Annotated in this window: 14 protein-coding genes; 13 read left to right on the plus strand and 1 reads right to left on the minus strand. The window is 68.5% G+C overall.

The annotated features are described in order from the left end of the window. Positions 1-197 precede the first annotated feature (197 nt). The 12 genes from OG474_RS37465 to OG474_RS37520 all read left to right on the plus strand — a co-directional run bounded on the left by OG474_RS37465 (position 198) and on the right by OG474_RS37520 (position 11,408). Positions 198-932, plus strand: a complete 735-nt coding sequence (locus OG474_RS37465; RefSeq protein ID WP_405058385.1) for a hypothetical protein — start codon at positions 198-200, stop codon at positions 930-932. Further along, positions 932-1,723: a hypothetical protein gene (locus OG474_RS37470; protein WP_405058386.1), complete on the plus strand. Its 792-nt coding sequence runs from the start codon at positions 932-934 to the stop codon at positions 1,721-1,723. Before OG474_RS37465 ends, OG474_RS37470 begins: the two co-directional genes overlap by 1 nt. Then, the gene (locus OG474_RS37475; protein ID WP_405058387.1) at positions 1,720-3,030 is read left to right on the plus strand and encodes a CpaF family protein; all 1,311 of its coding nucleotides are present in this window, start codon (positions 1,720-1,722) and stop codon (positions 3,028-3,030) included. Before OG474_RS37470 ends, OG474_RS37475 begins: the two co-directional genes overlap by 4 nt. A gap of 4 nt (positions 3,031-3,034) precedes the next feature. Further along, complete coding sequence (locus OG474_RS37480) at positions 3,035-3,931, plus strand: type II secretion system F family protein (RefSeq protein WP_405058388.1); 897 nt, start codon at positions 3,035-3,037, stop codon at positions 3,929-3,931. Continuing rightward, the gene (locus OG474_RS37485; protein ID WP_405058389.1) at positions 3,928-4,839 is read left to right on the plus strand and encodes a type II secretion system F family protein; all 912 of its coding nucleotides are present in this window, start codon (positions 3,928-3,930) and stop codon (positions 4,837-4,839) included. Before OG474_RS37480 ends, OG474_RS37485 begins: the two co-directional genes overlap by 4 nt. 81 nt (positions 4,840-4,920) lie before the next feature. Then, the gene (locus tag OG474_RS37490; protein WP_405058390.1) at positions 4,921-5,139 is read left to right on the plus strand and encodes a hypothetical protein; all 219 of its coding nucleotides are present in this window, start codon (positions 4,921-4,923) and stop codon (positions 5,137-5,139) included. Between the two features lie 6 nt (positions 5,140-5,145). Further along, entirely contained in the window at positions 5,146-5,607 is a 462-nt protein-coding gene (locus OG474_RS37495) for a TadE/TadG family type IV pilus assembly protein (protein WP_405058391.1), read from the plus strand. Continuing rightward, the gene (locus tag OG474_RS37500) at positions 5,604-6,038 is read left to right on the plus strand and encodes a TadE/TadG family type IV pilus assembly protein (RefSeq protein WP_405058392.1); all 435 of its coding nucleotides are present in this window, start codon (positions 5,604-5,606) and stop codon (positions 6,036-6,038) included. The genes OG474_RS37495 and OG474_RS37500 overlap by 4 nt, the downstream gene beginning before the upstream one ends. After that, positions 6,028-6,789, plus strand: a complete 762-nt coding sequence (locus OG474_RS37505; RefSeq protein ID WP_405058393.1) for a TadE/TadG family type IV pilus assembly protein — start codon at positions 6,028-6,030, stop codon at positions 6,787-6,789. The genes OG474_RS37500 and OG474_RS37505 overlap by 11 nt, the downstream gene beginning before the upstream one ends. Before the next feature lie 26 nt (positions 6,790-6,815). Continuing rightward, a complete protein-coding gene (locus OG474_RS37510) occupies positions 6,816-7,457 on the plus strand; it encodes a hypothetical protein (protein WP_405058394.1) in 642 nt (213 codons plus the stop codon). Positions 7,458-7,565: 108 nt separating this feature from the next. Then, positions 7,566-8,522: a hypothetical protein gene (locus OG474_RS37515; RefSeq protein WP_405058395.1), complete on the plus strand. Its 957-nt coding sequence runs from the start codon at positions 7,566-7,568 to the stop codon at positions 8,520-8,522. Positions 8,523-8,552: 30 nt separating this feature from the next. Beyond that, entirely contained in the window at positions 8,553-11,408 is a 2,856-nt protein-coding gene (locus OG474_RS37520; RefSeq protein WP_405058396.1) for a hypothetical protein, read from the plus strand. A gap of 103 nt (positions 11,409-11,511) precedes the next feature. Here OG474_RS37520 and OG474_RS37525 read toward each other — a convergent pair whose 3' ends face one another. After that, positions 11,512-12,411, minus strand: coding sequence for a neutral zinc metallopeptidase (locus tag OG474_RS37525; RefSeq protein WP_405058397.1), 900 nt, complete (start codon positions 12,409-12,411; stop codon positions 11,512-11,514). Between the two features lie 108 nt (positions 12,412-12,519). Between OG474_RS37525 and OG474_RS37530 the strand changes: the two genes are divergently transcribed. Next, on the plus strand, positions 12,520-14,118 hold the full coding sequence (locus OG474_RS37530; protein WP_405058398.1) for an ABC-F family ATP-binding cassette domain-containing protein: 1,599 nt from the start codon (positions 12,520-12,522) through the stop codon (positions 14,116-14,118). Positions 14,119-14,128: the final 10 nt, after the last annotated feature.

Here is a 14,128-nt window from a genome sequence, read left to right on the forward strand (position 1 = left end):
GAACTTCCGGTGACTCACCAGGTGCTCGAAGCGGCCGTTCGGTGAACGATTCACGTCTTGTGCGGTGCACCTACCTAGACCAGTTCTGGGTCAGGGCGGGCACCTTCACCGCCCTTTTGACCTCGGAAGCGCGCGGCCTGGTCGCGAGCCGGTAACAAGCACACGCCGAGTGGCAGGCATGCCATTACGGTGGGCCCGTGAGTCTCTCGTCGTCCGCGCGTACTCCCGCCCCGAACGCCCGCCGTACCGGTCGATCGGGCGGCAGTGGTACGAACCGCCTCCCCAACAACCGAGAGCGCCGCCCTGCTCTGGCCGCCCTCGCCGTCATCCTGATCCTGCTCGGCGCCGCCGGTTCCGCCCTCATCGCCCTGAACAGCGGCAATCGCCAGGACTACGTGGCCGTTGGGCTGGATTCGATTCCACCGGGTCATCTGATGACCGACAAGGACCTGGCCAAAGGCGATCTGGCGGGTGCGACCGATGCCCTGATCAAGTGGTCGGACCGCAACACGGTGCTGGGCAGGTACACGACCGGCTGGGTGTACAGGGACCAGTTCCTGACCAAGGGCAATCTGACCGGCGACATCCCGATCCCGCCTTCGGGCGCGAAGGTCGGCGTGGTGCTCGACGCCGGCCGGGCACCGTCCGACGGGCTGAGCCCGGGCGACCTCGTTCAGGTGATCCGAGTGCCGACCGCGAACCAGGACACGGTCGGTCCGGCGTCACTGGTCGGAGCGGCGCTGGTGATGGACGCCAAGGGTGGAGTCGTCGCAGACAAGGGATCCACGGTCAACACGCTGAACGTGAGCATCCTCGTGCCGGCTGGGAAGGCTGCGGCCGTAGCTGCCGCCGCGTCCTCGAAGACGCTGGTGCTCGTGAAGCTGAACCCCGGGACCAGGACCGACGTCGCGCGCACCAGCGGGGGCGGCTGATGGCTCTCGTCGCACTTGCGAGCGCCAAGGGTTCTCCAGGCGTCACCACCGCCAGTCTGGTGCTGGGAGCACTCTGGCCGCGGCAGGTGCTGCTGGCCGAGTGTGACCCGTCCGGGAGCGACGTAGCGATCCGGATGACCGCACCTGGCGGTACGCCGCTGAACTCGGATCGCGGACTGGTCAGTCTGGCGGCCGCAAGCCGCAAGGGCCTCGGTGACGAGGTCATCCTCGCGCACGGCCAGCAGCTCGACGGCGGTCTCGACGTACTGCTCGGTGTGCGCTCACCTGAGCAGGTCGGCGGCATGGGCGGTCTGTGGCATCCACTGGGCCTGACGTTCAACCAGATGCAGTTCGGCGACGTACTGGCTGACTGCGGTCGGATCAGCACGACCTCGCCGCAGCTGCCGATCGTCTACTCCGCGCGCCTGATCGTGTTGGTGTGCTCGGCAACTGGTTCGTCTGTAGCGCACCTGCGGGAGCGGCTGGCCGCACTGGCCAGCCAGGTCGACGCACAACTCGGAGTGGTCGTCGTGGCCGATCCGAAGCAGCGTGACGCGGTCAAGCAGGTCTGGTCCGTGCTGGACGCGATGTCCGTGCCGGTGCGACACCGGTGGCATCTGGCCTTCGACCCGGTCGGTGCGGCGTTCTTCGAAGGACGCGGCCACGGCCGGCTCGCGAAGACCCAGCTGATCCGGTCCGCGACCGACATCACCGCGGAGATGGCCGCACTGGTCGCGTCACCGCAGGACTTGGACATGGCCGAGGCCGCGTTCCCCCTGGGCGAGCGATGAGCGCCGACCAGGAGCTGGTACGCCGGCTGCGTTCCCAGGTCGCCGACCGGCTGAACGAACAACGCCGTCGCGACCAGGTGAACGGCGTACCGCCGATGAGCGCCGAGGACGAGCGCGAGTACGCGCGATCGCTGATCGTCCAGGTGCTGGAGGACCACGCGCGCTACGAGCTGGCCGAGGGCCGCACGCCGCCGACTCCGGACGACGACGCGCAGATCGCCGGCGCGATCCACTCCGCGCTGTTCGGCGTCGGGCGGCTGCAGCCGCTGATCGATGATCCCGACGTCGAGAACATCGACATCAACGGCTTCGACGAGGTCTTCGTCCAGTACGGCGACGGTCGTGAGGAGACGCCTGGTCCGGTCGCCGAGAGCGACGAGGAACTGGTCGAGCTGATCCAGGTGCTGGCGGCCCACGCCGGTCTGACGAGTCGCCCGTTCGACTCCGCGAACCCACAGCTCGACCTGCGGCTCCCGGACGGCTCGCGGCTCTCGGCAGTCATGGGTGTGACTTCGCGCCCCTCGGTCTCGATCCGGCGGGCGCGGCTCGGCCGGGTCTTCCTCCGCGATTTGGTTGCCAATGGCACCTTCTCGCCGGAGGTCGCCTCCTTCCTGACCGCCGCCGTCCGGGCGCGGAAGAACATCATGATCGCCGGCGCGACGAACTCCGGGAAGACGACCCTGCTGCGCGCGCTGGCGAACGAGATCGACCGGCACGAGCGACTGATCACGGTGGAGCGCTCGCTGGAGCTGGGCCTCGGTGAGTTCAAGGACCTGCACCCGAACGTCGTCGCCTTCGAGGAACGCCTGCCGAACTCGGAGGGCATGGGCGCGGTGCACATGGCCGACCTGGTCCGCCGATCGCTGCGGATGAACCCGTCGCGGGTGATCGTCGGTGAGGTACTGGGCGACGAGATCGTCACCATGCTGAACGCGATGAGCCAGGGCAACGACGGCTCACTGTCGACGATCCATTCGAACAGCTCGGTCGAGGTGTTCAACCGGATCAGCACCTACGCCATCCAGGCGAGCGAACGGCTGCCGATGGAGGCGACCCAGATGCTGATCGCGGGCGCCCTCGACTTCGTGGTCTTCGTCCGCAAGCACAACGACTACCAGCACGGCGGCGGCCTGAGCCGGTACGTCGAGAGCATCCGCGAAGTCACCGGATGGGACGGGCGGGTGTTGTCGGGCGAGGTGTTCGCGCCCGGGCCGGACGGTCGTGCCGCGGCCCACGCGCCGATCGCCTGCATGGACGAGCTCGAGCACTTCGGGTACGCGCCGCTGGTGCACGGATCGTGGGCGTGACGAGATGAGCAATCAGACCCTCCTTGCCCTGCTGTGCGGAGCTGTCGTCGGCGGTGCCGTCCTGCTGCTGATCATCGCGATCCGCGGCACCGAACCGCGGGACGCGACGCCGTCGATGTTCCGTCGCGGCGGCGGTGCCGAGAACCGCAAGAACCTGATCCGGCTCGGCGTCGGCATCGGCGTCGGCCTCGTCGTACTGGTCGTGACGCAGTGGCTGGTGCTCGCCGCGGCGCTCGGTCTGCTGGCCGCGCTGGCCGACCGCTTCTTCGGCGGTACCGGTGAAGAACGACGGTCGATCGAGCGGCTGGAGGCGTTGGCCACCTGGACCGAGGCGCTGCGCGACACGATCGCCGGTGCGGTCGGCCTCGAGCAGGCCATCCCGGCGACCGCGGTGAACGCGGCCCCGGCGATCAAGCCCGGCCTGAACCTGCTGGTCGACCGGTTGCGGATCCGCGAACCGTTGCCCTCGGCACTCATGCGGTTCGCCGACGACCTCGACGATCCTTCCGCCGATCTGATCGTGGCCGCGCTCGTCCTGAACGCCCGGCTGCGTGGCCCCGGTCTGCGCGAAGTCCTGACCGCGCTGGCCGATTCGGCGCGCGAGGAGCTCGACGTACGGCGAAAGGTCGCGGCCGAACGGAGGTCCACCCGGCGATCGGTCCAGGTGGTCGTCGCGATCACGCTGCTCGTCGCGGCCGCGCTGGTGCTGTTCAACCCGGCCTACGTCGCGCCGTACACGAGTTTCATCGGGCAGTTCGTGCTCTTCATCGTGATCGGGCTCTACGCGATCGGTCTGGTCTGGCTGCGCAAGCTCGCCAAGATCGAGGTCCCCGAGCGGTTCCTGATCGGTGGTAGCCACAAGCGGGCCAGTGACGAGCGGATGGAGGTGGTGGGCGGATGATGTGGGCTTTCCTGACCGGCGCTCTGGTCGGGCTCGGTGTGTACCTGCTGGTGCGGATGCTGATCCGGCCGCGCGCCAACGTGCTCTCGACCATCGCCCGGATCGACGCCGGCCGCGGTGGTGGCGCGACGACGAGCGCTGCCGGTGAGCGTGTGCTCGGCGGGATCGACCGGGCGCGGCACACGCTCGGTCAGCGGCTCGAGGCCGAGGCGAACGCGCGCGGGTGGGCCTTCGGCAAGCTGCGCCGCGACCTCGCGGTGATGAACCAGCCCTTCGCGGCGATGCTGGCGACCAAGGTGCTCTTCGCCCTCGGCGCGATGATTTTCATCCCGGTGGTGCTGTTCCTGTTCGGCGCGCTCGGCCTGTCCGCTCCGGGGGCGACCCCGGCCGTCGTGACGCTGGGCGCGATGGCCTTCGCGTTCTTCCTTCCTGACCTGGCACTACGGCAGGAGGCTGAGGCGCGACGGCGGGACTTCCGGCATGTGGTCGGCAGCTTCCTGGACCTGGTCGCGATGAACCTGGCCGGCGGCCGTGGTCTGCCCGAGGCGCTGATGACGGCGTCCACGATCGGTGACCACTGGGCGATGGCGAGGATCCGGCAGGCCCTCGCGAATGCACGGCTGATCGGCATCACGCCGTGGGACGCGATGGCCCGGCTCGGCGAGGACCTCGGGGTCGAGGAGCTCCGCGACCTGGCTTCGGCGCTCGCATTGGCCGGTGACGAAGGCGCGAAGATCCGCGCCTCGCTGCTGGCCCGGGCAGCATCCCTGCGTCGCAAGGAATTGGCCGATGTCGAGGGCAAGGCCGGCGAGCGTTCACAGTCGATGCTGGTCGCTCAGTTGGTGATGTGCGCGGCGTTCATGTTGTTCCTCGGATTCCCGGCCGGAATCGCGATCCTGGGCAAGTGACCTGATTCGGTTCGACTGGATCTGTCCGTCGTACAAGGCATACTGAGGCTGCTTCGGGCCTCATGATCGGAAGGCATTCGGATGAACTCGGAACTGCAGTTCTGGCGGGCGATGGCCGGCTACGCGGTGGCACGGGCGCACGCCCAGCGCGCCCGCTCGCGCCGCGGCCACACGCAGGCCGGCGCCTCCGCGCTCGAGTGGGCCATCATCTCGGCGATCCTGGTCGCGGCCGCGCTGGCCATCGGCCTGGTGGTGCGGCGCGTGATCGACAAGCGCACCGGCGAGATCGAGAACGGCTGATCCACCGTGCTGGTCCGCCCCCCGACCGTCTCGCCCGACCGCACCCCCGGCCTTGGCCGCCGGCGCCGGTCCGAGCGTGGTGCGAGCGCCCTCGAGCTGTCGATCCTCGCGCCGACGATCATGGCGCTGATCTTCGTCTCGATCCAGACGGCGCTCTTCCTGTACGGCCGGTCCGTCGCGCTGAACGCAGCCGAGGAAGGCGTTTCCCGCCTCCGGCTGGTGCAGCCGCCGGTGTACACCCAGGCGGTGGGGGAGCAGGTGCGGATCGACATCGAGTCGTACGCCAACCAACTGGGCGGGACGACTCTGCAGCATGCAGTCGTGGCAGCACCGGCGTACAACAATCCGGCGGGCATGGTTTCGTTCACCGTCAGCGGTGACACGGTTTCGCTGGTCCCTGGGCTCAAGCTGCATGTGGAGCGGACGGCGACCGGCCCGATCGAGCAGTTCGACGCGGACGACAAATGAAGCGGCCTCGACTGCGCGGTGACGAGCGCGGCACGATGGCGCTGGAGATGGCGGTGCTGGCGCCGATTCTGCTGGTCCTGTTCATGTTCCTGCTCGCCTGTGGCCGCTACTTCCAGACCTCGTCACTGCTGGAGGGCGCGGCCCGTGACGGCGCCCGCGCCGCGAGCATGTCCCGCTCCCAGACCGACGCCCAGGCGCGCGTCGACGCCGCCGTCACCCGGGCGGTCGGCCAAGCGGTCAAGTCCTGCAAGGAAAGCGCTTCCGGCGTGGTCACCACCCCGCTCGCAGCCGGCGCCGCGATGACCGTCGAGGTCACCTGCACCATCGACTACCGCGACCTGAGCCTGCTCGGCATCGGTGGCGACACCACGATCACCAAGACCTTCACCGCCTCGGTCGACCCGTATCGCGGGGTGCGCGATGGCTCCTGAGACGCAGCGGTCCCGCATCGTCGAGTTCTTCCGCATCGATGCCCCCGGCAACCACCGGGTCTTCCCCCGCGGCGCGCTGAGTCCTGCAGTAGCCATTCTCGCGGTGATGATCTTCACCCTCGCCGGTTTGGTCATCGACGGCGGCCGCCAGTTGGGCGCCCGCTCGAGAGCGGTCGGCTACGCCCAGGAGGCCGCCCGGGTAGGCGCCGCCACCATCGAGCTGAACACGGCTGAAGCGACGATCGACACCACCAAGGCCGCCACCGCGATCGCGGACTTCTGCGCCCAGGTCTCTTCCAACGATCCTGCGGTGATTTCTTGTGCGCCCACCAAGCTGACCACCGACCAGGTGGACATCGCGGTCGGAATCGCCAACAAGACAACGTTCCTCGGCCTGATCGGCAAGACCTCCCTGAAGTCCACCGGCACCGGCACTGCCCACGCCGAGCAAGGCGTCCTGGAGAGCGACGACAGCCCCACCATCCCGCCGATCTTCGTCACGCAACAGTCCGGTGGCCCGGGCTGGACAATCTCCAGTACGGCGGTCCCGCCGACGGTCGATGTCCCGTGTCCGGAGTGGACGGTGGGATCGCCGACGCCGATCTGGACGCTCGAGCCGATCCCGTTCCCGGCCAGCTGTACACCGAGCATCACACCCAGCCCGAGCCCGACCGATGGCGAGCAGAGCTCGAAGCCACCGACTGGTGCCACCAAGACTCCGCCCACGTCGGCGCCCACCAGCCGGCGGTGAGCCCGATGATCCGAAGGAAGTCCACCGTGCGAACACTTGCGTTGCCGACCGCCGTGCTGGCTGGTGCTGTGCTGCTTGCCGGGTGCGGCGGCGGCAGCGATGGCGGCCGCCCGGTGCCGGTGGGCGGCGATTCGAGTAGCTCGACAACGTCCGATACGCCGTCGGCTACCGCCGCCACGTCGCCGAGCGCGCCCGCCGAGTCGGCGCAGACCACCGGTGCCTCGCCGAAGAAGGCCCAGGTCGTCGTGGTGCCGGGGAGCTTCGGCTCGAATCAAGCGGTGCAAGGGCTCGTGCAGAGCTATCCGCTGTATTTCCAGGCGCTGGTCAGCAAGGACGACACCATCCTGCGGACGAAGTTCCCTTCGTTCTTCTACTCGGATGTCTCGCAGGAGATCGTCGACGCGCGGACGCAGGGCTGGGAGATGAAGCCTCCGGGCAGCGTGGTGGTTCGCGGCGTGATAACCCAGCCGAACAACGTGATCCGGTTGACCCTGTGCCGTTCGCAGACCACGCAGTACTGGAATCCGCGGACGAAGCAGTGGGTCGTGGCGGCGCCGCAGGGCTCACCGCAGGTGATCGACATGATCAAGACCGGGCTCGGCTGGCGGCCGTACAGGCTGGCGCCGACGAAGGGCGTGACGTGTGCGGGGGTGCGTTATCCGGCCTAGATCGGAACGAGCGAATTCACATATCGAACAGGTGACGGCATACCGGACAACGGTCACTCCGCGCCTGGATCTGGATAATCTGCGATGAGACTAGCCTGGGGAGTGAGGATGCGTAACCGAGTGTGTCGCGGGCTGGTCGCGTTGGGCGGAGTGTTCGCCCTGCTGCTGGCCTTTCCCGCCTCGACCGCGACCGCTGACACCATTCAGACGGGCAACAACGTCTGCAGCATGTACGTGAACTCGTTCGGTTTCGGCGCGTTCTGCAGCTCCGGTGAGGCGTATTACCCGGCGACTCCGGGCGTGCCGCCGCCGACCTGGCGCGAGAAACTGAACGGGCAGGTCTTCATTCCGTGCCGGGACTTCGAGGTCCCGCAGGGGATCAAGCTGCCCAAGGCGCCCCGGGGGAAGAAGTTCGTGCTGCGGCTGTCGATCGCCGACTACGACCTCGACACGGTGAACGGCGGCGACAAGGCGCACCTGACGCGCGCCATCGTCCCGGTCAGTCCCGATGAAGAAGAGCAGTGCCAGGAACGCGACTACATGAAAGAGTTCTGGTGGCAGTTCGGCGACAGCTACCCGGCACCGATTCTGCAGGTCAAGCCGACGTACACGCCGCGGGTCAACGTGCCGGCGTACTTCACGCTGACACCTGACAGCGCGATCGTGCAGAAGACCGACCCGAAGAAGGTCGACCCCGCCGAGATCAACGGCGGCCTGTACGACGAGACCCACAACCTGATCATGCGTGGGCTGGTCGTCGAGATGACGGTGGATCCGGGCGACGGCTCGAAGCCGTTCACCTGCCCGATGGGTGTGACCCCGCTCGACGACCCGGACGGGTACGACGACAACAGCGACCCGTTCACCCAGTTGAGCACCTGTAAGCACGTGTACAAGCGGTCGAGCGCGAACCAGCCCGACGGCATGTACACCGTGAAGCTGGACATCACGTGGGAAGTCTCCTACTGGATCAACTCGGGCTCGCAGTGGCAGCCGATCGGCCGCGCGCACGTCCAGGCTGTGCAGCGGTTGCCTGTGCAGGAAGTGCAGGCCATCGGTGGCTGACGTGGTGGGGACGGGGATGGAGGAGCGAGCATGGTGAGAACCGGTGAGCCGGTGCGGCCGGCTCGGTTGCCGCAGCAGCGGTCGTCGAGTCCGGGCGCGGATCGGCTGAAGGGGTTCGTGGCGCTGCTGGCGATCGTGGCGGTCGTCGCCGGGGTGCCGTACGTGCTGTGGCACTTCTTCGGTACGCCGTGGCCGGACCAGATGCCGAGGTGGAACGTCCTGCTCGACGAGCTCGACATCCGTTCGGTGCTCGGGATCATCGCCTTCTTCATCTGGGTGGCATGGCTGCATTTCGTGATCTGCCTGATCGCCGAGGCGGTCGGCGAGATCCGCGGTCATGGATTGTCACCGCGGATCCCACTTGGTGGCGGTTCGCAGACTCTGGCGCGCAGGCTGATCTCCGCCGTCGTACTGATCGCTGGTGCCGCAGGCGTCGGTGTGCCGGTCGCGAGCGCTCTCACCACCAGCCCTGGCACGGTTCCGACCTCGGTGTCGGCTGTCCAGGGCGGTGAGCACGAGTCTGCTTCGTCGTTCCGGCAGACCGAGCAGCGGAGCAGTGTGCTGTCCGGTGCGGTGCAGACCGGGGCGAAGACGCCTGCCGGCGTCCGGACGGACAACGGCCACCAGAGTCACGTCGTCAAGTACACCGAGGTTCGTCCGCCGCACGGCCGCAACTACGACTGCCTGTGGGACATCGCCGAGCGGTATCTGGGGGAGGGCCGCCGCTACAAGGAGATCTACGACCTCAACCACAACAAGCTGCAGCCCGATGGCCGCCGTCTGATCAACCCGGATCTGATCCTGCCGGGCTGGCAGGTGCGGCTGCCGGCCGATGCCAAGGGCGCGGGGGTGCACACGGTCCAGGTCAACGTCGGTGGCGCCAAGCCGACGGTGCAGGCCCCAGCCAAGACGACGGTGAGCAAGCCGACGAAGGCCGCGACGCCTGAGCACAGCTCGCGCTGGGCCGACCAGGGCGTCGAGTCCGGTTCGTCGGTCGTTGTCGGTGGCGTCGCGGGGGACCCGCAGGCTGCTGAGTCCCAGGTGGTTGCGGGTGATGACCTCAATCGGGCCGGGATCTACGGTTCCGGCGGGGCGTTGCTCGCCGCCGGTCTCGCGCTGGCGCTGAAGCGCCGCCGCGGCTGGGCGCAGGGCCCGGGTTCGCAGGCCGCCGGGCACCGCCAGACCGAGATCAGCCTGCGCCTCGCATCAGACATTCCGACCGCCCAGTTCGTCGACTCCGCGCTGCGTCAACTCGGTGCGGACATGGCGAAGACCGAGCGCCCGATGCCGAAGGTGGTCGCCGCGCTGGTGACCGACACCGCGCTCACGCTGGTCCTCGACCCGTACGAGGCGCAGTCCGCTCCGCCCGGCCCGTGGCAGGTCATTGCCGAGGGCACCCGTTGGACGCTGCGCCGCGGCCTCGGCCCGATCGGCGAGGTGAGCGCGCCGGCGCCGTACCCGACGCTGGTGACGATTGGTGAGAACGCCGACGGCGCGACTGTGCTGGTCGACCTCGACACGGCGAACGGCATCGTCAGCTTCGGCGGCATCACGGACGCTTCCCGCGATGTGGTCGGTTCGCTGGCCGTCGAGCTCGCGACGAACCTGTGGTCCGAGGGTGCGCATGTGAGCATGGTCGGGTTCGGCGATGACCTGTCGTCGGTGGCTCCCGGCCGGCTGAGCTACTGGGTTCGGTTGGACGCTGCGCTGTCCGAGGTGACCCGCCGTACGGACGCGCAGGTCCAGGCGTGCGAACGGCGGACCCTTGCGTCGGTCGCCGAGGCCCGGACAACCGACCCGGATCCGACGCTGTGGAACGCGGAGATCGTCTTCGTGTCCGCGCCGCCGTCGCCGGAGGAGCAGGACCAGCTGAACCGGCTTGCCGAGGACCAGAAGCGTGGCATTGCGGTTGTCGTGGTCGGCGACGTGATCAGTTCGCCGTGGCGCTTCGTCGTCGACGAGAAGAACCGGGCCGTCTGCCGCCTGCTCGGCCTCGAGGTCGAGGCACACAGCGTCACGCCGGAGCAGGTCACCGAGCTGGTCGGCCTGTTCGACGCGGCGGAGTCCGATGCGCTGGACAAGCGCCGTACCGAGCAGAACATGCCGGCGTACGAGTTCGCGACGACCGACCTTTCGCTTCCCGCGCCGGTCGAGGTCGACCTGCTCGGCCCGGTCGAGGTGGACGCCCGCGGCGCCATCGACGACGGCCGGATCGCGCTCTCCACCGAGATCATCGCGTTCCTGGCCTGCCAGGACTACGGCGTACACCCGAACGTGCTCGCGGGCGCCGTCTGGCCGCGCGGCATCAGCGACGAACTGCGTGACGCCGCCCTGGAGCACACCCGGCGCTGGGTCGGCAAGGACGCCATGTACGCCGATGAGTCCGGCCGCTGGATGCTGAACCGCAGCGTGGTCCGCGTCGACTGGGACGTGTTCCGCACGCTGGCGAAGCAGTCCACCATGCAAGAGGATCCGCGAACCGCCCTGTCGAAGGCGCTCGCCCTCGTCCACGGCACCGCCTGGGCCAACCTCCCGGCCGGCCGCTACTCATGGCTGGCATCCTCCGGCATCGAACGCCGCATGGCCGAAGCAGTCGTCGACGCGGCCCTCAAGCTGGCCGACGCCTCCCTGACCCACAACGACGGCCAAACGGCTCGCACAGCCCTCCAGACCGGCCTCAGCTTCTCCCCGGCCTCAGAGGAGCTCTGGCGAGCCACCCTCCGCCTGGCCGCCCACTTCGGCACCTCCCAAGACGTGACGAACGTAGCCACCCAGCTCTACACAGCCCTGGCCAAGCACGGCGCCCCCCGGGGCGCCGAACCCGAAACAGACGCCCTAGTAGACGAACTCCTCCCCGGCCACCACCGCCCCGCCCAAGTAGCCTGACCCGCCCCGCCGGTTCGGCTTGCCTTTGTGGAGCGTTGCGGTCACTGGGCGCCCGTTTGGTTCCACAAAGGCGCGTTTCGCCCGGAGCGGGGAGCGGGCGGGTTTACAGGGGGTTGGCGGACCAGGTGTCGCAGGCGTTCATGTCGCCGGAGTCGAGGCCGGTCTTGAACCAGTGCATGCGTTGGTCGGCGGTGCCGTGGGAGAAGGACTCGGGGTCGACCTGGCCCTGGGTCTTGGACTGGATGCGGTCGTCGCCCACCGAGGCGGCGGCGTCGAGGCCGCGGGCGATGTCGTCGTCGGTGAGGTCGAGGATGAAGGGCTTGCCGTTCTTGCTGGGGACCGTGGTGGCGTGGTTGGTCCAGATTCCGGCGAAGCAGTCGGCCTGGAGCTCGGAGCGGACGGAGTCCGAGGTCGGGCCCGAGCGGGTCTTGATACGGCCGAGGATGCCGTAGAGGTTCTGGATGTGGTGCCCGTACTCGTGGGCGATCACGTAGGCCTCGGCGAAGTCGCCACCTTGGGCGCCCAGGTCCTGCTGCAGGGTCTCGAAGAACCCGAGCTCGAGGTAGACGCGCTTGTCCGGCGGGCAGTAGAACGGCCCGACCGCGCTGGTGGCGGGCCCACACCCGGTGCTGACCTGGCCGTCGAAGACGCGCATCGGGGCCGGAACGTACTTCTTGCCACGGCGGGGGAGCTCAGCGGACCAGAAGCCCTGGATCGAGTTCTGATCGGCCACGAAGCGGCAGTCCTTGCTCGTGGTGACGTTCTTGCACGCGTTGAGGCTGCCGGGGCCGGTGTTCTGGCTCGTCGGCTCCTCGGCGCCGTCACTGCCGAGGCCCGGGATGCCGCCGTTCAGCAGCACGATGACGACCAGCAGGATGATGCCGCCGATGCCGCCGCCGACCGGAATCATGCCTCCGGGAAGCCCGCCGCTCCGTCCGCCACCGCTGCCGCGGGTGTCCTCGATACCACTGGTGTCGAGATCCGCGTCGGGATTGAATTTCACAGCCACTAGACTAGACCTCAGAGCGAGGGATGTAGGCGTGTCGTGACACCGCACTGCCGACCCGCCACCCCTGTACGCCCCCCAAGCCTGAGGACACCTGCGACCGCGATGATTACTGCTTCCAATCTCGAGGTGCGTGTCGGCGCTCGGCAGCTGCTGTCGCCGGCGTCTTTCCGGGTCGGCCCGGGGGACAAGGTCGGGCTGGTCGGGCGGAACGGCGCCGGCAAGACGACGCTGACGAAGATTCTGGCCGGGGAGGGGCTGCCGGCGAGTGGGTCGGTGACCAAGTCGGGCGAGATCGGGTATCTGCCGCAGGACCCGCGGACGGGTGACCTCGACGTACTGGCTCGGGACCGGATCCTGTCCGCTCGTGGGCTGGACGAGGTCGTGCACCGGATGCGGGCCGCGGAGAAGTCGATGGCCAGCGCGGACGAGAAGACCCGCGCGAAGGGCATGCGACGGTACGAGCGGGCCGAGGCGGAGCTGCATGCCGCCGGCGGGTACGCCGCTGAGTCGGAGGCCGCTCGGATCGCGGCGAACCTGGGCCTGCCGGATCGTGTGCTGGGCCAGCCGCTGGGCACACTGTCCGGTGGTCAGCGCCGTCGGGTCGAGCTGGCGCGGATCCTGTTCGCGCAGGCCGAGACGCTGCTGCTCGACGAGCCGACCAACCACCTGGACGCGGACTCGATCGTCTGGCTGCGCGACTTCCTCAAGTCGTACGCCGGTGGCGTGATCATGATCAGCCACGATGTGAACCTGCTGCAGGAGACGGTCACCCGGGTCTTCCACCTGGATGCGAACCGGGCCGAGATCGACGTCTACAACGTCGGCTGGAAGGTCTACCTGACGCAGCGCGAGCAGGACGAGCGCCGCCGCAAGCGCGAGCGTTCGAACGCCGAGAAGAAGGCGACCCAGCTCGTCGACCAGGCGAACAAGATGCGCGCCAAGGCGACCAAGGCGACCGCGGCGCAGCAGATGCTGAAGCGTGCGGAGCAGTTGATGTCGGGGCTCGAGGACGAGCGTCGTACCGACCGCGTCGCGAAGATCTCGTTCCCGTCGCCGGCTCCGTGCGGCAAGACGCCGTTGATGGCGAAGGAGCTGTCCAAGTCGTACGGCTCGCTGGAGATCTTCACCGACGTCGACCTGGCGATCGACCGCGGCTCGCGCGTCGTCGTACTGGGACTGAACGGTGCCGGGAAGACCACGCTGCTGCGGGTGCTGTCCGGGATCGAGAAGTCCGACACCGGTGAGGTGATCGACGGTCACGGCCTCAAGCTCGGGTACTACGCCCAGGAGCACGAGACCCTGGACGTGAACCGGACGGTCATCGAGAACATGAAGACCGCCGCCCCGGATCTGAACGAGACCCAGGCGCGCAGCGTGCTCGGTGCGTTCCTGTTCTCCGGGGACGACGCGGACAAGCCCGCCCGGGTCCTGTCCGGTGGGGAGAAGACCCGGCTGGCGCTGGCCACGCTGGTGGTCTCGGCGGCCAACGTCCTGCTCCTCGACGAGCCCACCAACAACCTGGACCCCGCTTCGCGTGAAGAGGTGCTGAACGCGATCCGCTCGTACAAGGGCGCGATCGTGCTGGTCACCCACGACGAGGGTGCGGTGCAGGCGCTCGAGCCGGAGCGTGTCCTGCTGCTCCCCGACGGCGTCGAGGACCTCTGGACCAACGACTACGCCGACCTGGTCTCGCTCGCCTGACGCTCGTAGC

The organism is Kribbella sp. NBC_01505, from assembly GCF_045040285.1.
Taxonomy (GTDB): Bacteria; Actinomycetota; Actinomycetes; order Propionibacteriales; family Kribbellaceae; genus Kribbella.

What these genes read in the sequence shown, in the direction of transcription:
- OG474_RS37530 (WP_405058398.1), top strand. Translation starts at nt 12,520, where the DNA reads ATGATTACTGCTTCCAATCTCGAGGTGCGTGTCGGCGCTCGGCAGCTG.
- OG474_RS37500 (WP_405058392.1), top strand. Translation starts at nt 5,604, where the DNA reads ATGAAGCGGCCTCGACTGCGCGGTGACGAGCGCGGCACGATGGCGCTG.
- OG474_RS37490 (WP_405058390.1), top strand. Translation starts at nt 4,921, where the DNA reads ATGAACTCGGAACTGCAGTTCTGGCGGGCGATGGCCGGCTACGCGGTG.
- OG474_RS37470 (WP_405058386.1), top strand. Translation starts at nt 932, where the DNA reads ATGGCTCTCGTCGCACTTGCGAGCGCCAAGGGTTCTCCAGGCGTCACC.
- OG474_RS37485 (WP_405058389.1), top strand. Translation starts at nt 3,928, where the DNA reads ATGATGTGGGCTTTCCTGACCGGCGCTCTGGTCGGGCTCGGTGTGTAC.
- OG474_RS37480 (WP_405058388.1), top strand. Translation starts at nt 3,035, where the DNA reads ATGAGCAATCAGACCCTCCTTGCCCTGCTGTGCGGAGCTGTCGTCGGC.
- OG474_RS37475 (WP_405058387.1), top strand. Translation starts at nt 1,720, where the DNA reads ATGAGCGCCGACCAGGAGCTGGTACGCCGGCTGCGTTCCCAGGTCGCC.
- OG474_RS37520 (WP_405058396.1), top strand. Translation starts at nt 8,553, where the DNA reads ATGGTGAGAACCGGTGAGCCGGTGCGGCCGGCTCGGTTGCCGCAGCAG.
- OG474_RS37515 (WP_405058395.1), top strand. Translation starts at nt 7,566, where the DNA reads ATGCGTAACCGAGTGTGTCGCGGGCTGGTCGCGTTGGGCGGAGTGTTC.
- OG474_RS37505 (WP_405058393.1), top strand. Translation starts at nt 6,028, where the DNA reads ATGGCTCCTGAGACGCAGCGGTCCCGCATCGTCGAGTTCTTCCGCATC.